Annotated in this window: 25 protein-coding genes; 17 read left to right on the top strand and 8 right to left on the bottom strand. The window is 68.9% G+C overall.

The genetic code is table 11. The features are described from left to right. Window positions 1-6 precede the first annotated feature (6 nt). The 3 genes from AC5WS7_RS18810 to AC5WS7_RS18800 all read right to left on the bottom strand — a co-directional run bounded on the left by AC5WS7_RS18810 (window position 7) and on the right by AC5WS7_RS18800 (window position 2705). Entirely contained in the window at window positions 7-822 is an 816-nt protein-coding gene (locus AC5WS7_RS18810) for a nucleotidyltransferase family protein (RefSeq protein ID WP_495955786.1), read from the bottom strand. A 28-nt stretch (window positions 823-850) separates the two neighbouring features. Then, window positions 851-1459 (bottom strand): Rv1733c family protein, encoded by a 609-nt coding sequence (locus tag AC5WS7_RS18805; protein WP_495955785.1) that lies wholly within the window; start codon window positions 1457-1459, stop codon window positions 851-853. Window positions 1460-1688: 229 nt separating this feature from the next. Further along, the gene (locus AC5WS7_RS18800; protein ID WP_495955954.1) at window positions 1689-2705 is read right to left on the bottom strand and encodes a TIGR03557 family F420-dependent LLM class oxidoreductase; all 1017 of its coding nucleotides are present in this window, start codon (window positions 2703-2705) and stop codon (window positions 1689-1691) included. Window positions 2706-2942: 237 nt separating this feature from the next. Here AC5WS7_RS18800 and AC5WS7_RS18795 point away from each other — a divergent pair, with 237 nt between their 5' ends. The 5 genes from AC5WS7_RS18795 to AC5WS7_RS18775 all read left to right on the top strand — a co-directional run bounded on the left by AC5WS7_RS18795 (window position 2943) and on the right by AC5WS7_RS18775 (window position 6294). Continuing rightward, on the top strand, window positions 2943-3104 hold the full coding sequence (locus tag AC5WS7_RS18795; protein ID WP_495955784.1) for a hypothetical protein: 162 nt from the start codon (window positions 2943-2945) through the stop codon (window positions 3102-3104). A 320-nt stretch (window positions 3105-3424) separates the two neighbouring features. Beyond that, entirely contained in the window at window positions 3425-4243 is an 819-nt protein-coding gene (locus tag AC5WS7_RS18790) for a SigB/SigF/SigG family RNA polymerase sigma factor (protein WP_495955783.1), read from the top strand. A 118-nt stretch (window positions 4244-4361) separates the two neighbouring features. After that, the gene (locus AC5WS7_RS18785) at window positions 4362-5426 is read left to right on the top strand and encodes an iron-containing redox enzyme family protein (RefSeq protein ID WP_495955782.1); all 1065 of its coding nucleotides are present in this window, start codon (window positions 4362-4364) and stop codon (window positions 5424-5426) included. Between the two features lie 27 nt (window positions 5427-5453). Beyond that, window positions 5454-6110, top strand: coding sequence for a HemK2/MTQ2 family protein methyltransferase (locus AC5WS7_RS18780; RefSeq protein ID WP_495955781.1), 657 nt, complete (start codon window positions 5454-5456; stop codon window positions 6108-6110). Further along, window positions 6088-6294 (top strand): CDGSH iron-sulfur domain-containing protein, encoded by a 207-nt coding sequence (locus tag AC5WS7_RS18775; protein ID WP_495955780.1) that lies wholly within the window; start codon window positions 6088-6090, stop codon window positions 6292-6294. The genes AC5WS7_RS18780 and AC5WS7_RS18775 overlap by 23 nt, the downstream gene beginning before the upstream one ends. Window positions 6295-6299: 5 nt before the next feature. Here the strand turns inward: AC5WS7_RS18775 and AC5WS7_RS18770 are convergent, their stop codons facing one another. Beyond that, complete coding sequence (locus AC5WS7_RS18770) at window positions 6300-7496, bottom strand: alcohol dehydrogenase catalytic domain-containing protein (protein WP_495955779.1); 1197 nt, start codon at window positions 7494-7496, stop codon at window positions 6300-6302. 341 nt (window positions 7497-7837) lie between these two features. Here AC5WS7_RS18770 and AC5WS7_RS18765 point away from each other — a divergent pair, with 341 nt between their 5' ends. The 3 genes from AC5WS7_RS18765 to AC5WS7_RS18755 all read left to right on the top strand — a co-directional run bounded on the left by AC5WS7_RS18765 (window position 7838) and on the right by AC5WS7_RS18755 (window position 11587). After that, the gene (locus AC5WS7_RS18765; protein WP_495955778.1) at window positions 7838-8479 is read left to right on the top strand and encodes a flavodoxin family protein; all 642 of its coding nucleotides are present in this window, start codon (window positions 7838-7840) and stop codon (window positions 8477-8479) included. A gap of 72 nt (window positions 8480-8551) precedes the next feature. Next, entirely contained in the window at window positions 8552-9034 is a 483-nt protein-coding gene (locus AC5WS7_RS18760; RefSeq protein WP_495955777.1) for a Dps family protein, read from the top strand. Window positions 9035-9166: 132 nt separating this feature from the next. Further along, complete coding sequence (locus AC5WS7_RS18755; protein ID WP_495955776.1) at window positions 9167-11587, top strand: molybdopterin oxidoreductase family protein; 2421 nt, start codon at window positions 9167-9169, stop codon at window positions 11585-11587. On the opposite strand, the gene AC5WS7_RS18750 is transcribed toward AC5WS7_RS18755, so the two are convergent. Further along, a complete protein-coding gene (locus tag AC5WS7_RS18750; RefSeq protein ID WP_495955775.1) occupies window positions 11535-12044 on the bottom strand; it encodes a DUF6328 family protein in 510 nt (169 codons plus the stop codon). The two genes, AC5WS7_RS18755 and AC5WS7_RS18750, sit on opposite strands and share 53 nt — an antisense overlap. Before the next feature lie 342 nt (window positions 12045-12386). Here AC5WS7_RS18750 and ctaD point away from each other — a divergent pair, with 342 nt between their 5' ends. The 6 genes from ctaD to AC5WS7_RS18720 all read left to right on the top strand — a co-directional run bounded on the left by ctaD (window position 12387) and on the right by AC5WS7_RS18720 (window position 18109). Further along, window positions 12387-14132 carry an aa3-type cytochrome oxidase subunit I gene (gene ctaD, locus AC5WS7_RS18745; protein WP_495955953.1) on the top strand — a complete coding sequence of 582 codons (1746 nt, stop codon included), beginning with the start codon at window positions 12387-12389 and terminating at the stop codon, window positions 14130-14132. Between the two features lie 15 nt (window positions 14133-14147). Then, window positions 14148-14480, top strand: coding sequence for a hypothetical protein (locus AC5WS7_RS18740; protein WP_495955774.1), 333 nt, complete (start codon window positions 14148-14150; stop codon window positions 14478-14480). Window positions 14481-14697: 217 nt separating this feature from the next. After that, on the top strand, window positions 14698-14886 hold the full coding sequence (locus AC5WS7_RS18735; protein WP_495955773.1) for a hypothetical protein: 189 nt from the start codon (window positions 14698-14700) through the stop codon (window positions 14884-14886). A gap of 440 nt (window positions 14887-15326) precedes the next feature. Next, window positions 15327-16553, top strand: a complete 1227-nt coding sequence (locus AC5WS7_RS18730; RefSeq protein WP_495955772.1) for a cytochrome P450 — start codon at window positions 15327-15329, stop codon at window positions 16551-16553. Window positions 16554-16714: 161 nt separating this feature from the next. Beyond that, the gene (locus AC5WS7_RS18725; protein ID WP_495955771.1) at window positions 16715-17530 is read left to right on the top strand and encodes an enoyl-CoA hydratase; all 816 of its coding nucleotides are present in this window, start codon (window positions 16715-16717) and stop codon (window positions 17528-17530) included. Between the two features lie 120 nt (window positions 17531-17650). Continuing rightward, window positions 17651-18109, top strand: coding sequence for a hypothetical protein (locus tag AC5WS7_RS18720; protein WP_495955770.1), 459 nt, complete (start codon window positions 17651-17653; stop codon window positions 18107-18109). Window positions 18110-18124: 15 nt separating this feature from the next. On the opposite strand, the gene AC5WS7_RS18715 is transcribed toward AC5WS7_RS18720, so the two are convergent. Then, window positions 18125-18514, bottom strand: coding sequence for a hypothetical protein (locus AC5WS7_RS18715; protein WP_495955769.1), 390 nt, complete (start codon window positions 18512-18514; stop codon window positions 18125-18127). Between the two features lie 135 nt (window positions 18515-18649). On the opposite strand from AC5WS7_RS18715, the gene AC5WS7_RS18710 reads away from it, so the two are divergent. Further along, the gene (locus AC5WS7_RS18710) at window positions 18650-20050 is read left to right on the top strand and encodes a CYTH and CHAD domain-containing protein (protein WP_495955768.1); all 1401 of its coding nucleotides are present in this window, start codon (window positions 18650-18652) and stop codon (window positions 20048-20050) included. Window positions 20051-20065: 15 nt separating this feature from the next. On the opposite strand, the gene AC5WS7_RS18705 is transcribed toward AC5WS7_RS18710, so the two are convergent. Continuing rightward, complete coding sequence (locus tag AC5WS7_RS18705; RefSeq protein WP_495955767.1) at window positions 20066-20959, bottom strand: dioxygenase family protein; 894 nt, start codon at window positions 20957-20959, stop codon at window positions 20066-20068. A 177-nt stretch (window positions 20960-21136) separates the two neighbouring features. Between AC5WS7_RS18705 and AC5WS7_RS18700 the strand changes: the two genes are divergently transcribed. After that, window positions 21137-21568 carry a hypothetical protein gene (locus AC5WS7_RS18700; protein WP_495955766.1) on the top strand — a complete coding sequence of 144 codons (432 nt, stop codon included), beginning with the start codon at window positions 21137-21139 and terminating at the stop codon, window positions 21566-21568. Between the two features lie 600 nt (window positions 21569-22168). Next, window positions 22169-22966: a hypothetical protein gene (locus tag AC5WS7_RS18695; protein ID WP_495955765.1), complete on the top strand. Its 798-nt coding sequence runs from the start codon at window positions 22169-22171 to the stop codon at window positions 22964-22966. A 42-nt stretch (window positions 22967-23008) separates the two neighbouring features. On the opposite strand, the gene AC5WS7_RS18690 is transcribed toward AC5WS7_RS18695, so the two are convergent. Then, window positions 23009-24064 carry a phosphotransferase family protein gene (locus tag AC5WS7_RS18690; protein WP_495955764.1) on the bottom strand — a complete coding sequence of 352 codons (1056 nt, stop codon included), beginning with the start codon at window positions 24062-24064 and terminating at the stop codon, window positions 23009-23011. Window positions 24065-24079 lie beyond the last annotated feature (15 nt).

The following is a 24079-nucleotide window of genomic DNA, read 5'->3' as shown; positions in this document are numbered from 1 at the left end:
CCGCCATCAGTCGAGCCGCTCGTGATCGGCCGGGACGTCCGGGACACTCACGCGAATATCGTTGTGCACCCGCATTTTCGGTGCGTACTGGCGCACCACGTCCTCGAGTTGCGCGCGCCTCCGCATACTGCTCACCTCACCGCAGAGCACCACCGCGTTGTCCCGGACGCTCACCTGGACGCCGAGTTCGGCCGTCCGCGGGTCCTCCGCCAGCACCCGGCGCAGGTTGGCCGCGAGATATTGCGGCAACAGGTCGTCGGTGACCGCGTCGCCGTCACGGCTGATGTGCAGATCCTCGAGCAGTCCCAGGAAGGCCCGGGCATACGGTGACGTCCCGGTCTCCTCGGCGACCCGCGTCCAGTCCACCTGCTCGCGCAGCTCCCGCGCCGTCTGCAGCAGCGCGGTGAAATCGAGCCGGTGCGAATCGAGCACCATGAGTTTGTCGATGATCAGATCGGTGGCGCTGATCACCGGCGCCACCGTCGAGCCGATCCGCAGGGTGCTCGCGCGGGCCAGCAAGGCGTCGGTGACGGCTCGTTGGTTCGGCTCGAAGACCAAGTCCACCAACGTTTCTCCGTCGTAGACCTTGGTCAGCCAGTCTTCCGGCGGATCGACCGCCTGCAGCCCGGCCCGCACCAGAACCTGGCGGGCGCGCTGGGCGTCGCCGGGTTTGATGAAGATGTCCACGTCGTGTTCCGACGCCGGCCCGCCCCGGGCGTACACCGCGCATCCCCCGGCGACCGCGAACGGAATGTCCTCGCTCTGCAGCGTATTCGCAACCCGGGTGACCGTGTGCAGAAGCTGATCGATCCCTGTGTGCATATCCGCGACCTACCCTGCGCTCACCGGCTTATTCGCCGGGCCGCACATCCCATCCGCGATTGACCGTCCGGCTCAGACCGAGCCACTCCCGGCTCCAGTCGGCGCGGCGCCGCACCGCGCAGGACGCACTGACCACGGCCATCAGCGCGCCGACCCCGAGGACGGTACAGCCGAACACCTTCATCGCCCGGTCCACGCCGTCGCCCATGGCCAGATCCGCCGGTGACAGGTTCTGCATCGGGCGGCCGTCCCCGCCGACCCGCACCGGGAGCCGGTCACCCGGCACGACGGTCGGGGGGACGTCGATGACGGCCGTGCGCGTGCGGCCGGCCCGGGTCCACGCGACCCGCGTCTGCCACGTTTTCGGGGTGGCGGCGCTGTCCTGGACGACCGCCGTGGGGTGTTCGGTCACGATCGCGGTCACGGTGGTCGCCGCCGCGGCATCCGCGCGTTCCTGCACGAGGGCTTGTTCGTAGCGGGCCGTCCCCGCGTGCACCGCGAGCGGGATGGCGGCCAGCAGCAGTACGACGGCGATGATGCGGGCTGCCGCCTCCCAGCGGTCCGAACCACGCATCAGCGGGTTCGAACTCCAGGGCGCGGTACGCCAGAGTCTGCGCGGCAAGGATGGGCGGTTCATCACGGTCGATTCCCATCGATTCGGAGATTTGCACGTGTCGCTACGCGATGCCACCGAAGCCGCCGGCCGGCCCGCTCGGCGATTCTCGTCGTTGAGGATCTTCGTCTTCGTCGACGACAGCGGCGGTATGTGCGGCTTCTTTCTGCGCGTACCCGGCAGATCCTCGGTCAATCGTCCGGAACCGGTCCATATCCGGCGGATCAGCGACCGGTGGCGCGCAAATATCGGATCAGCGGGGTGCGGCGTCGACGGAGTCCGGTGTGGGCCATCGGCGGCCCGCGTCGGCGCTCAACAACCGCAGCCGGTCACCCAGTTCATCACGGAAGTGGTCCAGGAATCCGTCCGGGTCCGGCCCGGCGTTCATCAGCACCGGACGATCGAACCCGGCGTCGAGGTACTGCCGGACGGCCCGGACGTAGTCCTCGGGGTCCGAGCCGCAGGTGAACTGGCCGCGAATGTCGTCCTCGCGGACGGTGGTGGTGGCCGCGGCGAAATTGGCGGGATTCGGCAGCTCGCTCATCACCTTCCAGCCGGTCACCGCCCACCGCGAGGTGTCCAGGGCCGCGCGCACGGCGGCTTGCTCGTCCCGCGCCCACGCGACCGGAACCTCCGCATAGCAGGGACCGTCGCCGCCGAAGCGGTGATAGTTCGCCACGACGTCCGCCGACGGCTCGGTCGCGAAGATGCCGTCGCCGGACTCGGCGGCCAGGCGCGCGGCCGCGGTCCCGCCCGCCGCCACCGCGATCGGCGGCGGCTCATCGGGCAGGTCGAATATCCGGGCGTCGGACAACTGCAGATATTCGCCTCGGTAGGAGCGGTATCCGCCGCGCCACAGCAGCCGGATGATGTCGAGCGCTTCCCGGAGCTTGTCGTGCCGCACCCGCACCGCGTCCGGGAACTCGGTACCCACCACGTGTTCGTTCAGCCGCTCCCCCGACCCGACACCGAGGGTGAACCGCCCTCCGGACGTCACTGCCACCGTGGCGGCGGCCTGCGCGATGATCGCGGGGTGATAGCGGACGGTGGGGCAGGTGACTCCCGTCGCCAGCCCGATGCGTTCGGTGCGCGCGGCGATCGCACCGAGCACCGTCCACGCGAACGGCGAGTGGCCCTGATTGTCCAGCCAGGGATGAAAGTGATCACTGATCTCGACGAAATCGAATCCCACCGCTTCGGCGCGGACCGCCTGCCGGATCAGCTCGGTGGGCCCGAACGCCTCGGCGGCCAGCTTGTATCCGATCTGCACCACGCACCTCCTGCGTCGTCCGACGTGTCCGGGCAACCCCCGGCTCGCAAGCTGTAGGCGCGGCATCGGACGGCGAAAAAGGGCGACGCCACGCCCGGCGTCGCGATACCCGCAATCGGGCCTCCTACACGCCCGCGCGCAACCGTGCCCGGGTCCGCCACCTCGGCGAATCGGTTTGAAGTACGCACGTTCGGGAAATACGCCGCTGCCTTTACCCCTAGCAAGCTGGAGTGAGCGATGTCGACCATGCGTCTCGACCGCACGGATTCCGAAAACCGTACGGCGGCAACCGAACCCCCCGGCGGCACCGAAGATGTCCGGTGGCCGCAACCGAGTCCGCTGGACGACTGGTGGCAGCGCGTCATGTTCGGCGCGGCGCCGGCCGCCCCCGACTCCTGATGCCCTCGCCGCCCGCACGGGCGATGATCGCCCGAATGTGGTTGCACAGGAACTCGGCGTGACCGGATGTATTGCGTATTCCCTCCCGCCGTCCCTCCCGGAAGCGATCAGCGGCGATCCCGCGGGGAGGAAGTGGCGAGCCGGCATTCGGCCGGTCGGGACCGCAATTGGTGGCCGCTGATCGGTGTTCCGCACGTCACGCGGGGGCTGACGTGGCGGGCAGTTTCGGCAATACTGGAGGCCGCGACATTCTGATGTGGTGACGTTCAAAACCAACAGCGCACCGAACCGCAACCGACCTCGTCGCTCCGGAGGTGTCTATGACCTCACAAACGCTCACCCGTTCGGCGCCCAGCGCACGTTCTCACCGCGGAAACGACCCGTACGACGGCATCGAGCCGTGGCTGGAGAAGATGACGGGCCTGCCCGACGGCGATCCCGAGCGCACCCGGCTGCGCGTGGAGATCATCGACCAGTGTCTTCCCCTGGCCGAGCACATCGCCCGTCGCTACACCCGGCGCGGGGAGTCCTTCGAGGATCTGTACCAGGTCGCTTCGCTCGGACTGGTTCTCGCCGTCGACCGCTACGACCCGGCCAAGGCCGCGACGTTCGTCTCCTTCGCGGTGCCGACGATCATGGGTGAGGTGCGCCGGCACTTCCGCGACCGCACCTGGGCGGTGCGGGTGCCGCGCCCGGCCAAGGAGTTGCAGGCCGATATCGGCCCCGCCGTGGAACGGCTCGCGCAGCGGCTGCACCGCATGCCCACCAATTCGGAGTTGTCCGCCGAACTGGGTGTCGATCGCCTGGACATGACCCAGGCGCTGCTGGCGGCCAACGCCTACACCGCCGACACGATCGATACCTCACCCAGCGATACCGAGCGCGACCACGCCGCCACCCGCATCGCCGACGAACTCGGCACCGAGGACGTCGGATACCGGATCACCGAGGAGGCGCTCACCGTGGCCCCGCTGCTGCGCGAGCTGCCCTCCCGCGAGCGCGAAGTGCTGCGACTGCGGTTCTTCGAGAATCGAACCCAGACCCAGATCGGGGAACAGATCGGCCTGTCCCAGATGCAGGTGTGCCGCATCCTCACCCATACCCTGACCGCCCTGCGCGAGCAAGCGCTCCCGAGCTGAGACTCCCCCGCCGGGTGCGAAGTGCGTGCATGCCGGCGCCGATCCCGGGTAACACGCACTCGTTGCGGTCGAGCCCACGCTGCCCGGCGCATGATTTCCGACCGTGAGGAGCCTCGTGATGACTTCCACTGCCGTCGAAGCCGATCAATCCCCGGCCGACCGCCCCGCGAACGCGCCGTCCGTCGTCCTCGACCCCGCCGCCGCGGCCTTGCCGCGACCGCGCGGGCCGATCTCCGCGGGGGTGCGCGCCCTGCTGCGCGGTGATCCCCCGCAGCCCGTGCCCCGGATCGACACGGCCGACCCGTACGGTGACGACCTGCACCTGGCCCTGCACATGTGCTACGAGCTGCACTACCACGGCTTCGAATCGGTGCACCCGGACCGGGAATGGGATCCGGAGGTGCTGCGCCTGCGCGCGAGCCTCGAGGACCGTTTCGCGACCACGCTGCTGCGCGACGTCGCCGGGGGCGATGACCTGGACCGCGAGTTGGACGCGCTGACCGCCGCACCGGCCGAACCGGGCGGGGTCGGCGCATACCTGTCGGCCGAGGGCCGATGGTGGCAGATGCGCGAGTACTTCGCGCATCGCTCGATCTACCACCACAAAGAGGCCGATCCATACGTGTGGGCGATTCCGCGGCTGCGCGGGCAGGCCAAGGCCGCTCTGGTCGCGGTGGAATTCGACGAGTTCGGCGGCGGACGCGGAGACCGGGTGCACGCGCGGCTGTTCGCCGACCTGCTCGCGGGAGCCGGACTGTGCCCGGACTACCTGCACTATCTGGACGTGGTCCCGGCCCCGATGCTGGCCCTGGTGAACATGATGTCGCTGTTCGGCCTGCACGGCCGCTGGCGCGGGGCGCTGGTGGGCCACTTCGCCACCGTGGAGATCACCTCCCCGCCCGCGGCGCGACAGCTGACCGACGCGCTGCGCCGGATGAACGCCGACCCGGCCTGTATTCGCTTCTACACCGAACACGTCGAGGCCGACGCCGTGCACGAACAGGTCATGCGCCGTGAGGTGATCGGCGATCTGCTCCGGCAGGAGCCCGATCAGGCCGCCTCGATCGTCCTCGGCATCCAGGTCACCAACCTGCTGGAGGAGCGGATCGAACGGCATCTGCTCGAGGACAGCTGGGGCGCGGGCCGCAGCTCGTTGCGCACCGACGACCTCGTCTCCGATTGAACACCGCCACGGGGGTATTCGCGCGCCATGAGATTGATCCGCACGCCGGGCGTCTACCGGCCACAAGCAGACACCCGGCTCCTGATGCGGGCCATGACGGCGGCGGCGATCCCGCCGGGCCGGGATGTGCTCGACTTGTGCACCGGAACCGGCGCGCTTGCCGTGCACGCACACCTCATGGGTGCGAAAACTGTTACGGCCGTTGATATCTCCCGAAGGGCGCTGTTGTCCGCATGGTGCAACACGCGGCTGCGCGGAATCTCGGTGGAGCTGCTGAAGCTGGACTTGGCCGAGATACTCGGACACCGCCGCTTCGATGCCGTCCTGGCCAACCCGCCCTACGTTCCGGGCCCGTCGACGGCGCCGGCGCGGGGCCGCGCCCGGGCCTGGGAGGCGGGCCCGACCGGGCGTGCCGTCCTGGACCCGCTGTGCGATCTGCTGCCCGCCGCGCTCAACGTCGACGGCACCGCGCTGATCGTCCAATCGGCTTTGTGCGGAACGGATTCCACGATCCAGCGGCTGCGGGCGGGCGGGCTGAAGGCCGCCGTGGTGGCGCGCGAGACGACCGCGTTCGGACCCGTGCTCCGCAGGCGAGCGGCATGGCTGCGCGAGGCCGGGCTGATCGCACCGGACGAGACGAACGAGGAGCTGGTGGTCATCCGTGCCGACCGAATCAACCGGTGAACCCCGCCGGGTGCACCTCACCGCGGAAGGGCCGGCCCTGATCGAAGGGCCGGTCGAGTTGGTCACCGACGACGGGACCGTGGTCCGCTGCGACCGTTTCCAGGTCGCGGTGTGCCTGTGCCGCCGCTCGAAGATCTATCCCCTGTGCGATACGAGTCATCGGCGGCGGCGCAGGACCGGTTGAACGCGTCAGGCGGCACGCGCGGTGGGATCGAGGACGACCTTCACCGCGCCATCGGTCTTCTGCTGGAACATCCGATAGGCATCCGGCGCGGAATCGAGCGGAAGCCGGTGGGTGGCAAAGCTTTCCACGCCGAGCGGATCGTCGTCGGTCAGTAGCGGCAGGATGTCCCCGGCCCACCGGGTGACGTTGGCCTGCCCCATCCGCAATTGGATCTGCTTGTCGAACAGGATTCGCATCGGGAGCGGGTCCACCATGCCGCCGTACACTCCGGACAGCGATATGGTGCCGCCGCGGCGCACGATGTCGATCGCGTCGTTCAGCACCGACAGGCGGTCCACGCCCACGGTATCGGAGACCTTGCGGCCCAACACATCCGGAAGCAGGGCGGCCGACCGCTGTGCCCACTCGGCCACCGGCGAGCCGTGCGCCTCCATCCCGACCGCATCGATGACCGCGTCGGTTCCGCGACCGTCGGTCATACCGCGCACCATCTCACCGATGCTCGAGTCCACCGCCGACCGATCGATCACCTCCGCACCGCTGGCGGCGACGCGGGCCAGGCGCTCGGGCACCCGGTCGATCCCGATCACCCGCAGACCGCGATGCAACGCGATCCGGCACGCCATGTCCCCGATCGGCCCCAGCCCCAGCACCGTCAGCGAGCCGCCCTCGGGGACGGCCGCGTATTCCACCGCCTGCCAGGCGGTGGGCAGCACATCGGACAGGTACAGGAACCTCTCGTCGCCGGGCCCGTGCGGCACCTTGATGTGCGTGGCGTCGGCCTGCGGCACCCGGAGCAACTCCGCCTGCCCGCCGGGCACCTGGCCGTACAGCTTCGAATAGCCGAAAAGCGCTGCGCCGCTTCCATATCGACGCACCTGGGTGATCTCGCACTGGGTCGGCAACCCGGCCGTGCACATGTAGCACCCGCCACAGCTGATCTGGAACGGAATCACCACCCGGTCTCCTCGGGTGAGTTCGGTCACCTCCGAACCGACGTCCTCCACGATGCCGATCGGCTCGTGGCCCAGCACGTCCCCCGGACTCATGTACGCTCCGAGCACCTCGTACAGATGCAGATCCGAACCGCAGATCGCGGTGGAGGTCACCCGCACGATCGCGTCGGTGGGCGCCTCGATGCTCGGATCCCGGACCTCGTCGACGGACACCCGGCGGCGTCCCTGCCACGTCACGGCTTTCATGACTACCGCTCAGCGATTCTCGGGAGTGGTGTTGGCCTGATCGGTGAACCAGATCAGGTCGTAATCCTTGTCCTTCGTACCGGTGTGTCGGCCGGTCTCCTGCGTTGCGGGCACAGGTCTGTCCTTTCGTCGCCGGTTCGGCCGGACGATCGCGTCGCCGCCACGGCCGAGGGCCCCGACCGGACCCGACGACGCACTACCCCCGCCGAGCCGCCCCAATCGGGTACGCGCGCCGATCGCGGCTGTTTGGGCGGCACCGGGCCGGGTATTGCGGCGAGAGTCGCAGCAGAGACCGAACGCTGACGGCGCGTTTGCGACTGTCGTCGGCGAGAGGAGTTTCGATGCCCCGGAACCACAGCACCGCAAGCGATTCCGACCGCCTCCGGGCCGTCGCGCTGGTGTGCACGTTGAAACCGTCGCCGGCCCCCTCCAGCAGCCAGCTCCTGGCCGAACAGGTACTGGCCGAACTCTCCGGCAACGGCGTGGACGGCGAGCTGGTCCGCGTCGCCGATCACGTCGTGCACCCCGGTATCACCGCCGACCAGGGCGACGGCGACCAGTGGCCGCGCATCCGCGAGAAGGTCGCCGCGGCGGACGTACTGGTCCTGGCCACGCCGATCTGGCTGGGTCATCCGTGCTCGGTCGCGCAGCGCACGCTCGAGCGCCTGAACGCGGAGAACGGCGAGACCGACGAACAGGGCCGCCCTCTGATGGCGGGCAAGGTGGCGGTCACCGCGATCGTCGGCAACGAGGACGGCGCCCACAAGGTGACCGCGGACCTGTTCCAGGGGCTGGACGATATCGGCTTTTCCATTCCGGCCCAGGGATCCACGTACTGGACCGGCGAAGCCATGGGATCGGTCGACTACAAGGACCTGGACAAGCCGCCCGAGCCCGTCGCCACCACCACCCGGGCGCTCGCGCGAAACGCCGCGCATCTGGCCCGGCTGCTGCGCGCGAACGCATACCCGGCCTACTCCTGACCTCCTGCACGACCCGCCACGTACCTGCTCCGGCCGAATGGCCCGGACATCGATGAAAGGAGCGACATCGCGATGTCGAAACCGATTACGAGCACACTCGACGAGAATGCCCAGCGGGTCACCGGAGACGCGCTGCGCGGGACGGTCGTCGACCTGATCGACCTGTCTCTGATCGCCAAGCAGGCGCACTGGAACGTGATCGGCCCCAACTTCCGCTCGGTCCACCTGGCTCTGGACGAACTCGTCACCGCCGCAAGGGATTTCACCGACGCCGCCGCCGAGCGCGCGACGGCGATCGGGGTCAGCCCGGACGGCCGCGCGGCCACGGTGGCCGAGAAGTCCTCGGCGACAGGGCTTTCCGAGGGATGGCAGCAGGACCGGGCGATCATCGAGGCGATCGTGAAGAATCTGGCCGCGGTCATCGCACGGCTCCGGGAGCGGATCGATGAGACCGAGAAGGCCGATCCGGTGACCCAGGACCTGTTCATCGAGATGGCCGCGCGACTGGAACAACTGCACTGGATGTGGCAGGCACAGGTGGCCACCGCCGCGTAGCCACGCCGACCGGCGACGGGCGGGCCCGGGCAGCAGCTGCCCGGGCCCGCCCGCTCGTATCCGCCCGCTCGCGGTGGCCGGAGCCGTTTGGCCGGTAACGGCCCGGGTAGTGCGTCATCAATGAAGCCACTGATGATCGACGAGACCGGCCGTTCGCGGATCGCGAATCCGTGGGGCCCGCGCACCCCGTACGGGCGCGGGGACGTGTGGCCTGCCCGCGTCGATATGCAACTGGCACAAGGCATCACACCACTCGAGGTGGAACGGTGGGTGCCGTCGGCCTCGGTGCTGCACTCCAACGGCGACGCCTTCGACATCGCGGTGAAGCAGGGACGTATCGTCGGCGTTCGCGGGCGCGCCTGCGACCGGATCAATCGCGGCCGGCTCGACCCCAAGGATCTGTTCGGCTGGCGGGCCACCGCGGACGGCGACCGGCTCACCACTCCGCTGCACCGGGTGGACGGGCAGCTGGTGCCGTGTGACTGGGATACCGCCATGACCCGAATCGTCCAGCGCGCCAAGAACTTACTCGAGGCCAGCGGTCCCGGGTCGATCGGCTTCTACACCAGCGGGCAGCTGTTCCTCGAGGAGTACTACACCCTCGCCACGCTCGCGCGCGGAGGCATCGGCACCAACCACCTCGACGGCGACACCCGCCTGTGCACGGCCACCGCCGCGGAGAGCCTGAAACAGTCGTTCGGCTGCGACGGACAGCCGGGATCGTACGACGACTTCGACGACGCCGACGTCATCGCCCTATACGGGCACAACGTCGCGGAGAGCCAGAGCGTGCTGTGGGCTCGGATTCTGGACCGGCTCGCGGGCCCGCACCCGCCGGCGCTGCTGTGCGTCGACCCCCGGCACACCCCCGCCGCACAGCACGCCACGGTGCATCTGGCGCCTCGGCCGGGCACGAACATGGCGCTGATGAACGCGCTGCTGCACGAACTGATCGAGCACGGCTGGATCGATCGCGACTACATCGCCGCGCACACCGTCGGATTCGACGACCTCGCCGCGGCCGTCGCCGAATGGCCCGCCGAACGAGCCGCGCACATCTGCGATGTGGACGAACAACAGATCCACCGCGCCGCGTGCCTGCTCGGCACCACCCGGCGACTGGTCTCCACCGTGCTGCAGGGTTTCTACCAGTCCCATCAGGCCACCGCCGCCACCGTGCAGGTGAACAACATCCATCTCGTGCGGGGCATGCTCGGCAAACCGGGCTGCGGCGTGTTGCAGATGAACGGACAGCTGGCCGCGCAGAACACCCGCGAGTGCGGGGCCGGCGGCGATCTGCCCGGATTCCGCAATTGGGCCAACCCCGAGCACATCGGGCAACTCGCCCGGCTGTGGAACGTCGAACCCGACGTCCTCGCGCACGGGAAACCACCCACGCACGCCATGCGCATCATGCGACTGGCCGAGACCGGCGACCTGGGCATGCTGTGGGTGTCCGCGACCAATCCGGCGATCTCGCTGCCCGAGTTGTCCCGGATTCGCCGAATCCTCAGCCGCCCGGACCTTTTCCTCGTCACCCAGGACATCTACCCGACCGAGACCACCGCGTTGGCGGATGTCGTGCTCCCCGCGGCGGCGTGGGGTGAGAAGACCGGGACGTTCACCAATGCCGATCGCACCGTGCACCTGTCCGAACGAGCCGTCGACCCGCCGGGCCGGGCCAGGCCGGATCTGGCCGTCTTCGTCGACTTCGCCCGGCGGATGGACCTGCGCGACCGGGACGGCAACCCGCTGCCGCCCTGGGACGACGAGCGCGGCGCCTACGCGGCATGGCAGCGGTGCAGCGCCGGACGCCCCTGCGACTACACCGGATTGTCCTATGAGCTGCTGCGCGAGGGCGGGGTGCAGTGGCCCCGCAGGCAACCGCCCGACGAGGCCGGCCGCCTGTACGCGAACGGCGTCTTCTTCGCCCACGCCGACGAATGCGAAAGCTACGGAAAGGATCTGGCGACCGGCGAACCGCGGGACGAGCAGCGCTATCGCAGCGTCAACCCGGACGGTAAGGCGATGCTCGAGGCCGCGCCCTACCTCCCGTCGCCGGAGCCGCCGAGTTCGCGATATCCGCTGGCGCTGATCACCGGCAGCACGATCTACCACTCGCACACCCGCACCAAGACCGGCCGCACACCACAGTTGCGATCCGCGGCCCCGGACGTGTGGGCGGAGATCTCCTCGGTGGACGCGGCGGCCGCCGGTATCGCCGACAACGACCTGATCGAGGTCCGCACTCCCCGCGGCGCCCTGCGCGCGCACGCCAGGCTGACCGGAATGCGGCCCGGTGTGGTGTTCGTGCCCATCCACTACGGCTACTGGGACATGCCCGACGCCGATGTGCCCGAGGCCGCGCGCACCCGGGCCGCCAACGAACTGACGCACAGCGAGATCGATCCGGTGTCCGAACAACCGTTGTTCAAGACCGCGGCGGCACAGGTGCGCCGAGTCGGCGGCCCTTCTGGCGCACGCGCATCGCATCACGGGCTCAGTCCGGATGCCGACGCTGCCACCAGGGATGTACCAGCCACAGACTGGTGAACAGCGCCGCGAAGGCCACGCCGGCGATCACCGCGGCCACCGGCCCGGCAACCGTGTCGAAGATCAGCACCGCCACCCCGGTGAGCGCGACGCCGAGCAGGAACAGGCCGGTCAAGGCGAAGTGATGCGCCGTGTTCACCACCTTCTCGAGCTGGTGCCGGCGGAACAGCAGGCGGTGCGCGGCCACCGGGGCGGTCAGGAATACCGTGGCCGCGATCGAGGCCACCACCACGACCAGGTACACCCCGCGGATCGGGGCGGACAGGGATGCGAACCGCGTCTGGAACGGCAGGGTGAGCAGGAAGCCGGTGAGCAGCTGGACGCCGGTCTGGACCACGCGCAGTTCCTGGAGCAGACCGGTCAGATTCCGATCCAGCTGCTCGGGTTCGGTCTCACCGCGGACCCGCCGGTCCCACTCCGAGCCGGGTGCGCGGTCCTCCGGTTCGTCCCGTGTCATCGTTCATCTCCGTTCCAACCACCACACCAGGGCAACCGTGCCCCATCCCGCCCCGGCCGAGACGACCACACTGATGGTGAGAAGGGCGACGACCGTCACCAATGCCATGCATACTCCGATGATCGTGGGATCGCGCGTCGACGCGCGGCTACCCACCCGCACAGGCTCTATGCCCTCCGGTCACACCCGCCCGCCGCGGCCGTACGAGCGGGTCGGCGGCGATTCCCGGGTCCAGCGTTTCGTCCGGTCCGGCCCGGGTAGACCGCCGCCGACTGTGTGACCACAGCGCATTCGAGGAGGGTCGAGCCGGTGGCTGTCGCGCCTGTGACCGAACAACCGGGGATGGAGGCCGAACGCCCGTTTCCGGCGCGGCTGGGACCGAAGGGCGCGGCGATCTGGAAGATCGCCACCACCACCGATCCGAAGATGCTCGGCATCATGTACATCTTCACGTCGATGTCGTTCTTCCTGGCGGGCGGGCTGATGGCATTGCTCATGCGGATCGAGCTGGCCCGTCCCGGTCTGCAATTCCTGTCGAACGAGCAGTACAACCAGCTGTTCACCATGCACGGCACGATCATGCTGCTCTTCTACGCGACACCGATCCTGTTCGGATTCGCCAATTGTGTTCTGCCGCTTCAGATCGGGGCGCCCGATGTGGCGTTCCCGCGGCTGAACGCGCTCAGTTACTGGCTGTACCTGTTCGGCGCGAGCATCGCGGTGGCGGGATTCGTCGCACCCGGCGGCGCGGCCGATTTCGGCTGGACCGCCTACGTCCCACTGAGCGCCGGGGCCCACTCCCCCGGCGTCGGCGCCGATCTGTGGATCATGGGCGTGGCCCTGTCCGGCCTGGGCACGATCCTGGGCGCGGTCAACATGCTCACCACCGTGGTCTGCCTGCGCGCGCCCGGTATGACGATGTTCCGGATGCCCATCTTCACCTGGAACATCACCGTCACCAGTGTGCTGGCGCTGCTGGCGTTCCCGATTCTCACCGCGGCGCTGATGGGGCTGGAAGTGGACCGGCACCTGGGCGGTCACATCTACGATCCGGCCAACGGCGGGCCGGTGCTGTTCCAGCATCTGTTCTGGTTCTTCGGGCATCCGGAGGTCTACATCGTGGCGTTGCCGTTCTTCGGCATCATCACCGAGATCATCCCGGTGTTCAGCCGCAAACCGGTATTCGGTTATACCGCACTGGTTTTCGCCACGCTCGGGATCGGGGCACTGTCGATGGCGGTGTGGGCGCACCACATGTTCGCCACCGGAGCCGTTCTGCTGCCGTTCTTCTCGCTGATGTCGTTCATGATCGCGGTGCCGACCGGAGTGAAATTCTTCAACTGGATCGGGACCATGTGGCGCGGGCAGCTCACCTTCGAAACGCCGATGCTGTGGTCGATCGGTTTTCTCACCACCTTCCTGTTCGGCGGGCTGTCCGGGGTCATCCTGGCCAGCCCCGCCATGGACTGGCACATCACCGACACGTATTTCGTTGTCGCGCATTTCCATTACGTGCTCTTCGGCACGATCGTGTTCGCCACCTTCGGCGGAATCTACTTCTGGTTCCCGAAATTCACCGGCCGGTTCCTGAGTGAAAGGCTGGGCCGGCTGCACTTCTGGACCACGTTCGTGGGGTTCCACACCACATTCCTGGTGCAGCACTGGCTCGGCGCGGAAGGGATGCCCCGGCGATACGCGGACTATCTGCCGAGCGACGGATTCACCGCGCTGAACACCGTTTCCACCATCGGTTCGTTCATCCTGGGCCTGTCGATGGTGACCTTCGTCTGGAATGTGTTCAGGAGTTACCGATACGGCGAGGTCGTCCGCGTCGACGATCCGTGGGGTTCGGGCAACTCGCTCGAATGGGCCACCACGTGCCCACCCCCGCGACACAACTTCTACGAACTGCCGCGCATCCGGTCCGAGCGACCGGCCTTCGAACTGCACTACCCGCACATGGTCGAACGCATGCGCAACGAGTCCCACGTCGGCTGGGGCCGGGCCGCGCAGCAGGATCGGCACCGGCTCACCGAGATTCGCGGCGACCGACCGGCACGGACCGATATCGCACAACTCGACGAATAACGCAGGAGGTGAATCGTGGATCACACCAACCGAATTCGGACCCGGTCGTTCCGGCGACCGCGTTCGGGTGCGGACAACTTCCCGGACACCGCTCGCACGACGCGCAGCCATGCCGGTGAAGGTCTCGAGAACGAACGCAATCTGCCCGGCATGATTCTGTTCGTCCTGGGCATCGTCGGACTGGCGCTCACACTGACCGCGGCCGGATACGGATTCGCGGGATGGGCGATCGTCGCCGCGATCGTGACGGTCCTGCTCTTCCTCGCCGGAACCGCGCTGCTGCTGCGCGAGCACATGCGCATGAAAGCCCGCGAGGGCCTTCGGCTGCGCGACCAACGCGGTCACTGATGACGCCTGCGGCCGCAGGCCGGCGCCACGATCGGCGGCGGCCGGGAAAGTCGTGCGTTTCGCCGGGTCCGCTACGGGTACGTCGGTGAGGTCCGAGAATCGGGTCCTGCGCCGGTTGAGAAAACAGCCTGTTCAGGACATACGCCGATCCCGCTGGTCGTCCGGTCGGGCGGGTACGAGGCTGCCCGCCGCCGCGAAGCCGTACGGAAGGAACTCGATGCGGGACACTGCCGAAAGCGCACGGGAGTTCGTCATCGACATGGTCGAGTCGAAGGGTGCCGCGACGCGGGACGACTTCGATATCGCCGCCATCGTGGACGCCTATCACGACCGCTGGGGGGACTGGCGGATCGATTTGATGAACACCATGCAGTTCTGGGGCGTCGCCGCCGCACACCTTCGATAGCCCACCGGTTCGCGCGAACCGAGCCACGGCCGCCGGACGGCCCGGGAGACCGGGTATCGGACGAGCGGCCACGTCGTCGTGCCCGCCGTCCCCTTCGCGCACACCTTCGAACCGGACATCTGGCTCGACGACGCGCCGAGCAGTACCCCCAGCTCGTACCCTTCAGCGCGGGCCCGGCCGTCTGCCCGGGCCGAGACCTGGTTCTGTTCACCACCAGCAGCCTGCTCGCCCATCTGCTCGACCATGCCGGCTACCGCCTCCTGTCCCGGCCGCAGCCCTTGCCCGACGCCCCGCGTCCGATGACCTTCGACAACTTCGGCGTTCGATTCTCCGTCACCCCCGCCCGCCGATTCTCCAGTGCGTGACAACGTCTTTCGACATGCCACGGGCATCGGGCCGAGCGCCGTGTCATTGTTCCGGTGGTAAGGAGGCCCATTGCCGTGCACGAGGATATCGATCTCACCGACCTGGACCGCTTCACCGCCGGCTTCCCGCATCACGTCTTCGACGAGCTGCGCCGCGAGTCCCCGGTCTGGTTTCATCCCCCTACCGAGCACTCCCCCGGCGGCGACGGATTCTGGGTGCTCAGCCGATACGCCGACATCGTGGCGGCCGCGGCCGACACCGAGACGTTCTCCTCCGAATCGGGAGGTGAGCGCAGCGGCGGCGGCACCACCCTCGAGGATATGCCGCTACCGGTTCCGGTCGGCTCGCTGCTGAACATGATGGACGATCCGCGCCACGCCCGGATCCGCAAACTGCTGGCGCCCGCCACGACACCGCGAGCGCTGCGGGCTATCGAGGACGACCTGCGCCGGCGCGCGGTCGGCATCGTCGATGCGGCGCTGGCGAAACGGGACTGCGATTTCCTGACCGACGTGGCCGCCGAACTGCCGCTGCAAGCGGTGGCCGAACTGGCCGGCGTACCGCAGGACGACCGGCACGAGCTGATGAACTGGGCCATCGTGACGCTCGACTACGACGAACGAGAGGTCGGCGAGACCAACGACCGCCTGCTGCGGGCGCAGGCCCGGATGTTCGCCTACGGCACCGGCCTTCTGGAACGCAAGCGCGCCGAACCTGCCGAGGATCTGCTGTCCATCGTGACGCACGCCCGGATCGACGGCGAGCCGCTCACCGACAGCGAGCAGCACCTGTTCCTGAGCCTGATCATCGCCGCCGGCAGCGAAACCACCCGGAACTCCATCGCGATCGGCATGTCCGCGCTCGCCGCCTCGCCCGGCACCTGGCGGCGCCTGCAACGCGACCGCGGCCTGCTGCCGACCGCGGTGGAGGAGATTCTGCGCTGGGCGTCCTCCACCCCGTACAACCGGCGCACCGCCACCAGGGACGTCGAGATCGACGGCCGGCGCATCGCCGCCGGTGACAAGGTCACTCTCTGGTGGGCCTCGGCCAACCGCGACGACACCGTCTTCGCCGACCCGCACACCTTCGACATCACCCGTAATCCCAACCCGCACATGGCATTCGGGCGCGGCATCCATTTCTGCCTGGGGGCGGCGCTGGCGCGGATGGAGATGCGGGTGATGTTCGATGCCCTGCTCGACCGAGTCGGCTCGCTGACCCCGACCGGTCCGGTCGAGTACGTCCGCAGCAACAAGCACTCGGGCATCCGGCACATGCCGGTCCGGATCGAAGGGCGCTGATCCTCCCGGCAGCCGCGACGCCATCCCGAAGCGCGCCCGAGGCCCGCCGGCGATCCTTGTTTCGACCGGCGCGTCATAGTACTGTCCGTACAGCTGTCTATACCGTGTAAAACAAATGGCGCCCGGCAGCGCCGCCACACCCGCCAACCCCCGGACAATGGATGACCAACGAACTCGTACTCGTGGACAGGCCCCGGCCGCATACCGCTCTCATCACGTTGAATCGGCCGGAGCGAATGAACTCGATGGCGTTCGACCTCGTCCTGCCGCTGCGAGCGGCCCTCGAGGAGATCGGGCACGACAACTCGGTGCGCGCGGTGGTGTTGACCGGGGCGGGGCGGGGATTCTGTTCGGGCGCGGACCAGAAAGCCGCGGGTTCGATTCCGCATGTGGCGGGATTGACGGCGCCCACTGTCGCGTTGCGTTCCATGGAAGTGCTCGACGACCTCATCTCGGCACTGCGCCGCCTGCACCAGCCCGTCATCGCGGCGGTCAACGGCCCGGCCATCGGCGGAGGCCTGTGCCTGGCCCTGGCCGCCGACATCCGGGTGGCGAGCGACGGAGCGTACTTCCGCGCGGCCGGGGTCAACAACGGCCTCACCGCCAGCGAACTCGGGCTGTCGTATCTGCTGCCACGATGCGTCGGCACCTCCAGGGCGTTCGAGATGATGCTCACCGGCTGCGATGTCGACGCACACGAGGCCGAGCGCATCGGCCTGGTATCACATTGCGTGAGCGGCGATGAACTCCTGGACTATTGCTACGACATGGCCGACCGGATCGCGGCCTTCTCCCGGCCCGGGATCGAGCTGACGAAGCGCACGTTGTGGAGCGGCCTGGACGCCTCCTCGCTCGAGGGGCACATGCAAGCGGAAGGCCTGGGGCAGCTGTACATTCGCCTGCTCACCGACAATTTCGAGGAGGCCGTCGCCGCGCGGGCGCAGGGCCGTCCGGCGGTGTTCCGGGACACCAAGTAGCGCAAGGACATTCGCCGAGTCCGCGGATTTCGACGCACCCTGCGCCGGGGCAGCCGATTGAGCCGTCGAATGCGGGGTATCGCCGGTCGATCGGATGAATCACGGCCCGTAGGGATGCACATGTACGCGCTTCGACAGACCACCATCACCCTCACCGCGGCACTGGCGGCTCTGGCCGCGCTGACCGGTTGCAACGCAGGCGGTTCCGGTTCGCTGCTGCCCACCACCAGATCGACCTCGCACCCGGACGTCACCATCACCTTCAACTCCCCGTCCGCGACATCGGATGTCCCGCGTCCCGACAGCGTGACCCCCGAGGCGGCGAAACAGCTGTGCGACAAGATCTCTCCGAAGATCGCCGAATGGCATGACGAGGGCCCCGCGGCCCGCAAGACGGACTTCAATCTCATCGTGCACGACTGGGCGGCCCGCAACGGCGGGCTCAACACCCAGGTGATCGCGGATCGCGCTGTGGTGGACCGGATCACGACACAGAACTGTCCCGACACCCGTCAGCAGGCGCTCGATGCCCTGCAGACCGGCACGCTCGCCGACGCGCTGGCCGGCTTCGGCAGGTAGTACCGGCTCGGCGTTCTACCCGGACACCTCGGCGCGGAAGGCGTCCGGGTCGGCGGCCGCCCAGTCCGCGGCCCAGCGGGCGGGCGGCTCGCGCAGCAGGACACCGGCTTCCAGGCGCGGCTGGATCTCCGCGTAAGAGCGAACCTCGGTGGCGGACAACCTCTTCAGCAGCATCTGCGGGTTCGGGTCGGCCGGTGTGCGCGCGCCGAGCGAGGCCATGATCTGGACGGCTTGATCGACGGCGGCGGCGTGGCAGCGCCGCGCACGCTCGGCCTTGTCCGCGACGTCCAGCGCGCGGGCGCGGCGCGGATCCTGCGTCGCGACGCCGACCGGGCACGATCCACTCCCATCAGGTTCACACCGCGCCGGCCGACACGCGAATCCCCGCGCGCCGGACCGCGCCATCCAGCGCGAAAGCGATACCTGGCCGGGTCCGGGCGAAACGAGCCTCCGGCCCGCTCGCGCCGGACCACGCGGGCAATGTCCAAACCGGGAGCCCCGGCCGGGATTGGCGACCGGACTCGGTGGTATTCGCCCGGCATGGTCACTCGAGCGAATGAGACAGAACGCAAATACCGGTTGCCGGACACGGGCGGCGCGGTGCTCGATGGCATTCCCGGGATCACGCTCGACCCGCGCGCGCAGCAGCAGGTGCTCGATGCCGTCTATTACGATACGGCCGATCTCGCATTGGCCAGGCGGGGCGTCACGCTGCGCCGCAGGACGGGCGGCGACGACGCGGGATGGCATGTGAAGCTGCCGCTGAAGCCGGGCGGCGACAGCCGCGAGGAGATCCGCGTGCCGCCGGGCGACGCGACCGCGGGCGTGCCCGGCGAGCTCGCCGATATCGTGCGCGGAATCGCCAAGGGAGAACCGCTCACGCCCGTGGCGCACATCCGCACCAAGCGACGCCAGTGGCGGTTGCTGGACGCCCAGGGTGAGGTGACCGCGGAGCTCGTCGCCGACGAGGTGTCGGCGCAGACGCTGGGCGAGTCCTCGACCGTGGCGTCGTGGCAGGAGGCGGAGGTCGAACTGACCGGAGGCGACCGGGCCGTCTTCGACGCCGTCGAGACCAAACTGGGTGCGCCGCTGGACAGTCCGCCGAAGCTGCTGCGGCTGCTCGGCGATCGGATCACGCCACGCCCGCTGCCGAAGGGCGCGGTCGCGCGGTATTTCCGTACGCAGGTGGACGAGATGATCCGGCAGGACACCAGAGTCCGGCAGGAAGGCCCCGATTCGATCCACCGGATGCGCGTGGCCGGCCGCCGCCTGCGCAGTATCCTGCAGGCGTTCAAGGGTTCTCGGCCGCTGCGTGCGGAATTGAAGTGGGTGGCAGGGGTTCTGGGCGAGGTGCGCGATATCGACGTGCTGCGCGGCCATCTGGTCGAGCAGATCGATGCGTTGCCGGAGGAATTGGTGCTCGGTGACGTGCGCCGGCGGATCACCCGCACCTTCGCCGGTCGTCGGGCAAGCGCCTACACCGACGTCCTCGAGGCGTTGAACAGCGAGCGGTACTTCACGCTGCTGAAGCGGCTCGAGGAGATCGATGCGCTGCCCGTGGACCGCAAGCGGGAAGCCAAGGCGCTGAAGAAGACTCGCCGCCGGGTCGAGCGCGCGTTCGGCAGGGTCGACCGGCTCGGCACCGATCGTGGGCTGCACGAGGTGCGCAAGGCCGCCAAACGCAGCCGGTACGCGGCCGAGGCGACCGGGCACCGCAAGCACGCCCGCCGGATGAAGAAGCTGCAGAAGTCGCTCGGCGACCACCACGATTCCGTGGTCGCGCGCGCTGAGTTGCGCGCACTGGGCATCCAGGCCCATCTCGCCGGCGGCAACGGCTTCACCTACGGCCTGCTGTACGGCGAGGAAGTGGCCCGCGCGGCCGCGATCGAGCAGTCCCTGGGCCGGACGGTGCACAAGCGCTCCGCGGCTTCGGCGGCCTGACGCGGTTCGCGGATATCACACGCCGGCGGGGGCCAGGACGATGTCGAACCGGGTCCGCGCCCAGGACCGGTCCCCCAGATCGCGGCCGTCCGGTGCCGGGGTGCCGGGTTCCTGCTGTTCGAACTTCCTGATCAGCGAGTCCTTGACGCCGAAGACGCTGTCGCCGATCGCGAGCTGCGGATCGCCTTCGACGAAAACGTGCGTGACCAGAGTGCGCAGCCCCGCGGCGGCGACCATGAAGTGCAGGTGCGCCGCCCGGTACGGCGACCGGCGTACCGCTTGCAACATCCTGCCGACCGGGCCGTCGTGCGGAATGGGGTACGGCACCGGCGTGAGACCCCAGAACCGGAATTCGCCCCGGTCGTCGCAGTACAGCCGGCCCCGGCCGCCGATCCGGCGGTCCGGGTACTGGACGTCGTAGAAGCCCTCCTCGTCACATTCCCACACGTCGATCCGGGCGTGCGGCACCCGGTTGCCGTCGGTGTCGGTGACGCTGCCCTCGACCCAGCACGGCTGTCCCGCGGCGCCACCGGCGATATCGCCGCCGAGCGGGATCCGCGGGGCCGCCTCGACGAAGAACGGGCCGAACACGGTCGCCTCGGTGGCGTTCCGGTAGGCCTGGTTGTTCACCGCGATGGTCTGCATCGACGCGCCGAGGACGTCCGACAGCAGGACGTATTCCTGTCGCTTGTCGTCGGTGATGTGCCCGGTCTCGGTCAGGAATTCGATCGCGGCGCGCCATTCCCGCTCGGTCAAGCGCACGTCGCGGATGAAGGCATGCAGGTGCCGGGTCAGCGACCGCAGCAGCTCCCGCAGGCGCGGGTCCGGAGTGTCGTCGAAGGAAGCCAGAACCGTCTCGACGACGCGCTCCTCGGCAGCGGTCTGCTCGGCGGAGGGAGTTTCGGTCATACTCATCATCCTCGTGCGTGCGAGCGGCCGATGACCGGCCTTCGGCCCGGAACGTCGCCGGGGCGCGTCGCTCGTGCCCGGAAAACAGGCATGCGGATAGGTAGTTCTGCCGTGGCCGCGAGGGGCCGTCCCGGGAACGCTTGCGATGACCGTTCACCACGACCATCGGAAGCCACCATGGATCCACAGCGTCGACAGCAGAATGCTTCCAGCACGACGCAGCGCGGGCAGTCCTCCTCTCGCAACCCGGCGCGTCCGCGGGCGCAGGAAACAGGCCCCCGGACAGCACGGCGTTACGACTGTCACTGGGTTCGGTCGTCGCTGCGTGGCCTGGACTTCCTGCGCGCCACCCGGTCGATCGACGCCGCCGCGGTTCCGGTGATCGAACTCGCCATTCGCTGGGCGCCGTTCGGCGGAGCCGGCTCCGGTGACCTGCTGGTCGCCTTCGGCGTCGACCGCCATCGCTTCGTGGAGATGCTCGACGACGCGCTGCGGCCCCGCCGCACCGACACCCGGGAAGCACGCCATCTGAAGGGAACACTGCTGGCCGCCCTGGCCGCCGCCTGGCACAGCGACCGAGCCGCCGCGACCTCGTCAGCCCGGGGCTGAACCCTCGGACACCGCTGACCGCCGACCGGCGGACCTGCCCGCGATCGGCCGGGCACGCCGGAACCCGCGCGTTCGGCCGGAGGAATGCCGGCTCGTCGACGACGCGCGAGCCGGGCACCGGGTTGGGTGAATGCTTCTCCCGCACAAGGCAATCCGGCGGCACACCGGCACGCCACACCGCGACACAGCGTGCCGAAGCACGCGCCCGCGGTGGCGGAATGTCCGGTGTACGAACGTTTCCCGGCGGCGTGCCGAATCGAGCACCACGCTCGATGAGCCTCGGTCGCGGTCCGGCCGCGTCCGTCCCCGCGGCCGATCGAGGCAGCGAGCCCCTCGAACTCCAGCACCCGCGAGGTCGATATCCGGCCCGCGCCGCGCGACAGCGCGCTGACCGCCGACGGCCTCGCGCGGGCGCGGGAGTTCCCGCAGCCGGTTGTGGTGTCCGAGGTCCACGCGCTGTCCGGCGTCGACGATGGCGCCGAGTCCGGGCGCGGGATCACGGCTTCGAGTCATGCTGCCGCGAAAGTCCGAGTGGCGCACGTCACACCCCTGGGTCTACTCTGAAGGCACCGGGAAAACCGTTGCGGTCAAGGAGAATCCATGATCGACATCATCACGTTGCGAGGCACCGGGGAGACGCGGAACACCGACGGATCGCCGGCGGGCATGCTGGCCTCGATCACCGATCTGCTGCCGGCCACCAGTTTCAGTTTCTTCGAACCCGACTGGCCCGCCTCGGTCGGGCCGGACCCGAACCTATGGGGGCCGTCGCTGGACACCTCGGTGCGACTGGGCACCGCAGCGGGGGTGCAGGCGATCCAGCAGTCGCCGAATGTCTGTGGGCTGCTGAGTTATTCGCTCGGCGGGATCTGCGCGAGCCGAATTCTCGAGGGAGTGGCATCGGGGCAGTACACCAACACCGACGGCAGTCCCCTGGAGATCGCCTTCGCCGTCTTCATCGCCAATCCGCTGCGCAAAGCGGGCGATTCGGTGAACAATCTGTGCCCGCCGACCACGTTCGGGCTGCACGGCCAGCGCGGAACCTGGCCGGCCGGGGTCGCGACCCGGGAGTACGCGAATCCGGGCGACATCATCACCGCGTCACCGGCCGATTCGCCACTGCGCGTGATCGATGTCGGCATCTCGCCGTTCTCGTTCGTCGAGGGCGCCCGGATCGGCAACGCCGGCCACCTGATCTTCGCCCAGCTGCTGGAATTCCTGATGCTGAACCCGCTGGCCAACCTTCAGCGCTACGCCGAGGCGGTCAACGGCGTGATCGGATACCTCACGCCGTATCCGCAGGGCCAGCACGTGCTCTACTCCGCGCAGAACATGCCGGGAACCGATACGCCGTGGACGACCGCCGCGGCCGACTACATCACGGCCGACTTCGCGTAGGCGAGCCCGGGTCGCCGCTCCAGCGGTGATCCGGCCGCCCGATCACCCGATCGCACGGGCGATGTCCAGCCCCTGCTGGATCCGCGAAACGACCTCGGCGCGAAAGGATTCCAGATCGCCGGGCCGCTCGCCGAGTTGGCCGTCGAGATATCTCCGATACACCCCCGCCAGAATCGCCGCTGATCGCCACGCCGTGAAGGCCCGCCAGTAGTCGAGGTCGGCGACCGAGCGACCGGAGCGTTCGGCATAGCGGCGGATCAGATCCGCACCGGCGGCGAACCCGGGTTGCAGGCCGGGCGGCCGGGAGAATTCCGGCCGCAGATCCGGGGCCGTCCAGGACCGCAGGAAATACGCCAGATCGAGCAATCCCTCACCGAGAGTGCACAATTCCCAATCCAGCACCGCCAGCAGACGACCGCTGCGGTCGATCAGCGCATTGCCGAGCCGGAAGTCACCGTGCACCAGGCACGGCGTCGTCTCGGCCGGCCGATGGTCGACGAGCCAGGCGTGCAGGACGGTCATATCCTCCAGTTCGTCCAGTTCGTCCAGTCCGGCCGCCGCCCACTGCCCGGCCCATCGCCGTAGTTGCCGTTCGAGATAGCCACCGCGACGGGACAATTCGCCGAGCCCGGCGCGATCGACATCGATGCCGTGCAGGGTCGCCAGCGCATCGATCAACTCGTGTCCGGCCCGCTCGCGCGCATCGGGCGCGGGCAGGAATCGCTCGGCGTCGGCCTGCGACCCCACCACGACACCGTCGACGTACTCCATGAGGTAGAACGGTGCGCCGGTGACCTTTTCGTCGTAGCAGGCGCCGAGCATCCGGGGCAGCGGCAGGCCGGACCCGGCCAGTGCCCGCATGATGTCGTGCTCGCGAATCACATCGTGCGCGGTCGCGAGCAGGTGACCGACCGGCGGACGGCGCAGTACATACCGCCGCCCGGCGCGATCGGTCACCAGATACGTGAGGTTCGAATGCCCGCCGGTGATCCGCTCGTAGGTGAACGGCGGCGCGGCGCGGGCCACCCGCTCCGTCAGCCACCGTCCCACCGACACGACATCGATCCCGACCGGGGGGCCGGACGATTCCGAACTCACCGATCCTCCAGGTCC

It is taken from the genome of Nocardia sp. PLKS1-43, from assembly GCF_059510335.1.
This window is presented reverse-complemented; position numbering and strand designations above follow the sequence as displayed.

Excerpts from the sequence above, each read along its gene's own strand:
- AC5WS7_RS18805 (WP_495955785.1), bottom strand. The coding sequence starts at position 1,459 with ATGAACCGCCCATCCTTGCCGCGCAGACTCTGGCGTACCGCGCCCTGG.
- AC5WS7_RS18695 (WP_495955765.1), top strand. The coding sequence starts at position 22,169 with ATGATCGACATCATCACGTTGCGAGGCACCGGGGAGACGCGGAACACC.
- AC5WS7_RS18755 (WP_495955776.1), top strand. The coding sequence starts at position 9,167 with ATGATCGACGAGACCGGCCGTTCGCGGATCGCGAATCCGTGGGGCCCG.
- AC5WS7_RS18770 (WP_495955779.1), bottom strand. The coding sequence starts at position 7,496 with ATGAAAGCCGTGACGTGGCAGGGACGCCGCCGGGTGTCCGTCGACGAG.
- AC5WS7_RS18795 (WP_495955784.1), top strand. The coding sequence starts at position 2,943 with ATGTCGACCATGCGTCTCGACCGCACGGATTCCGAAAACCGTACGGCG.
- AC5WS7_RS18715 (WP_495955769.1), bottom strand. The coding sequence starts at position 18,514 with ATGGCGCGGTCCGGCGCGCGGGGATTCGCGTGTCGGCCGGCGCGGTGT.
- AC5WS7_RS18710 (WP_495955768.1), top strand. The coding sequence starts at position 18,650 with ATGGTCACTCGAGCGAATGAGACAGAACGCAAATACCGGTTGCCGGAC.
- AC5WS7_RS18785 (WP_495955782.1), top strand. The coding sequence starts at position 4,362 with ATGACTTCCACTGCCGTCGAAGCCGATCAATCCCCGGCCGACCGCCCC.
- AC5WS7_RS18790 (WP_495955783.1), top strand. The coding sequence starts at position 3,425 with ATGACCTCACAAACGCTCACCCGTTCGGCGCCCAGCGCACGTTCTCAC.
- AC5WS7_RS18720 (WP_495955770.1), top strand. The coding sequence starts at position 17,651 with ATGTACGCGCTTCGACAGACCACCATCACCCTCACCGCGGCACTGGCG.
- AC5WS7_RS18725 (WP_495955771.1), top strand. The coding sequence starts at position 16,715 with ATGACCAACGAACTCGTACTCGTGGACAGGCCCCGGCCGCATACCGCT.
- AC5WS7_RS18765 (WP_495955778.1), top strand. The coding sequence starts at position 7,838 with ATGCCCCGGAACCACAGCACCGCAAGCGATTCCGACCGCCTCCGGGCC.
- AC5WS7_RS18750 (WP_495955775.1), bottom strand. The coding sequence starts at position 12,044 with ATGACACGGGACGAACCGGAGGACCGCGCACCCGGCTCGGAGTGGGAC.
- AC5WS7_RS18810 (WP_495955786.1), bottom strand. The coding sequence starts at position 822 with ATGCACACAGGGATCGATCAGCTTCTGCACACGGTCACCCGGGTTGCG.
- AC5WS7_RS18735 (WP_495955773.1), top strand. The coding sequence starts at position 14,698 with ATGCGGGACACTGCCGAAAGCGCACGGGAGTTCGTCATCGACATGGTC.
- AC5WS7_RS18780 (WP_495955781.1), top strand. The coding sequence starts at position 5,454 with ATGAGATTGATCCGCACGCCGGGCGTCTACCGGCCACAAGCAGACACC.
- AC5WS7_RS18705 (WP_495955767.1), bottom strand. The coding sequence starts at position 20,959 with ATGACCGAAACTCCCTCCGCCGAGCAGACCGCTGCCGAGGAGCGCGTC.
- ctaD (WP_495955953.1), top strand. The coding sequence starts at position 12,387 with ATGGAGGCCGAACGCCCGTTTCCGGCGCGGCTGGGACCGAAGGGCGCG.
- AC5WS7_RS18700 (WP_495955766.1), top strand. The coding sequence starts at position 21,137 with ATGGATCCACAGCGTCGACAGCAGAATGCTTCCAGCACGACGCAGCGC.
- AC5WS7_RS18760 (WP_495955777.1), top strand. The coding sequence starts at position 8,552 with ATGTCGAAACCGATTACGAGCACACTCGACGAGAATGCCCAGCGGGTC.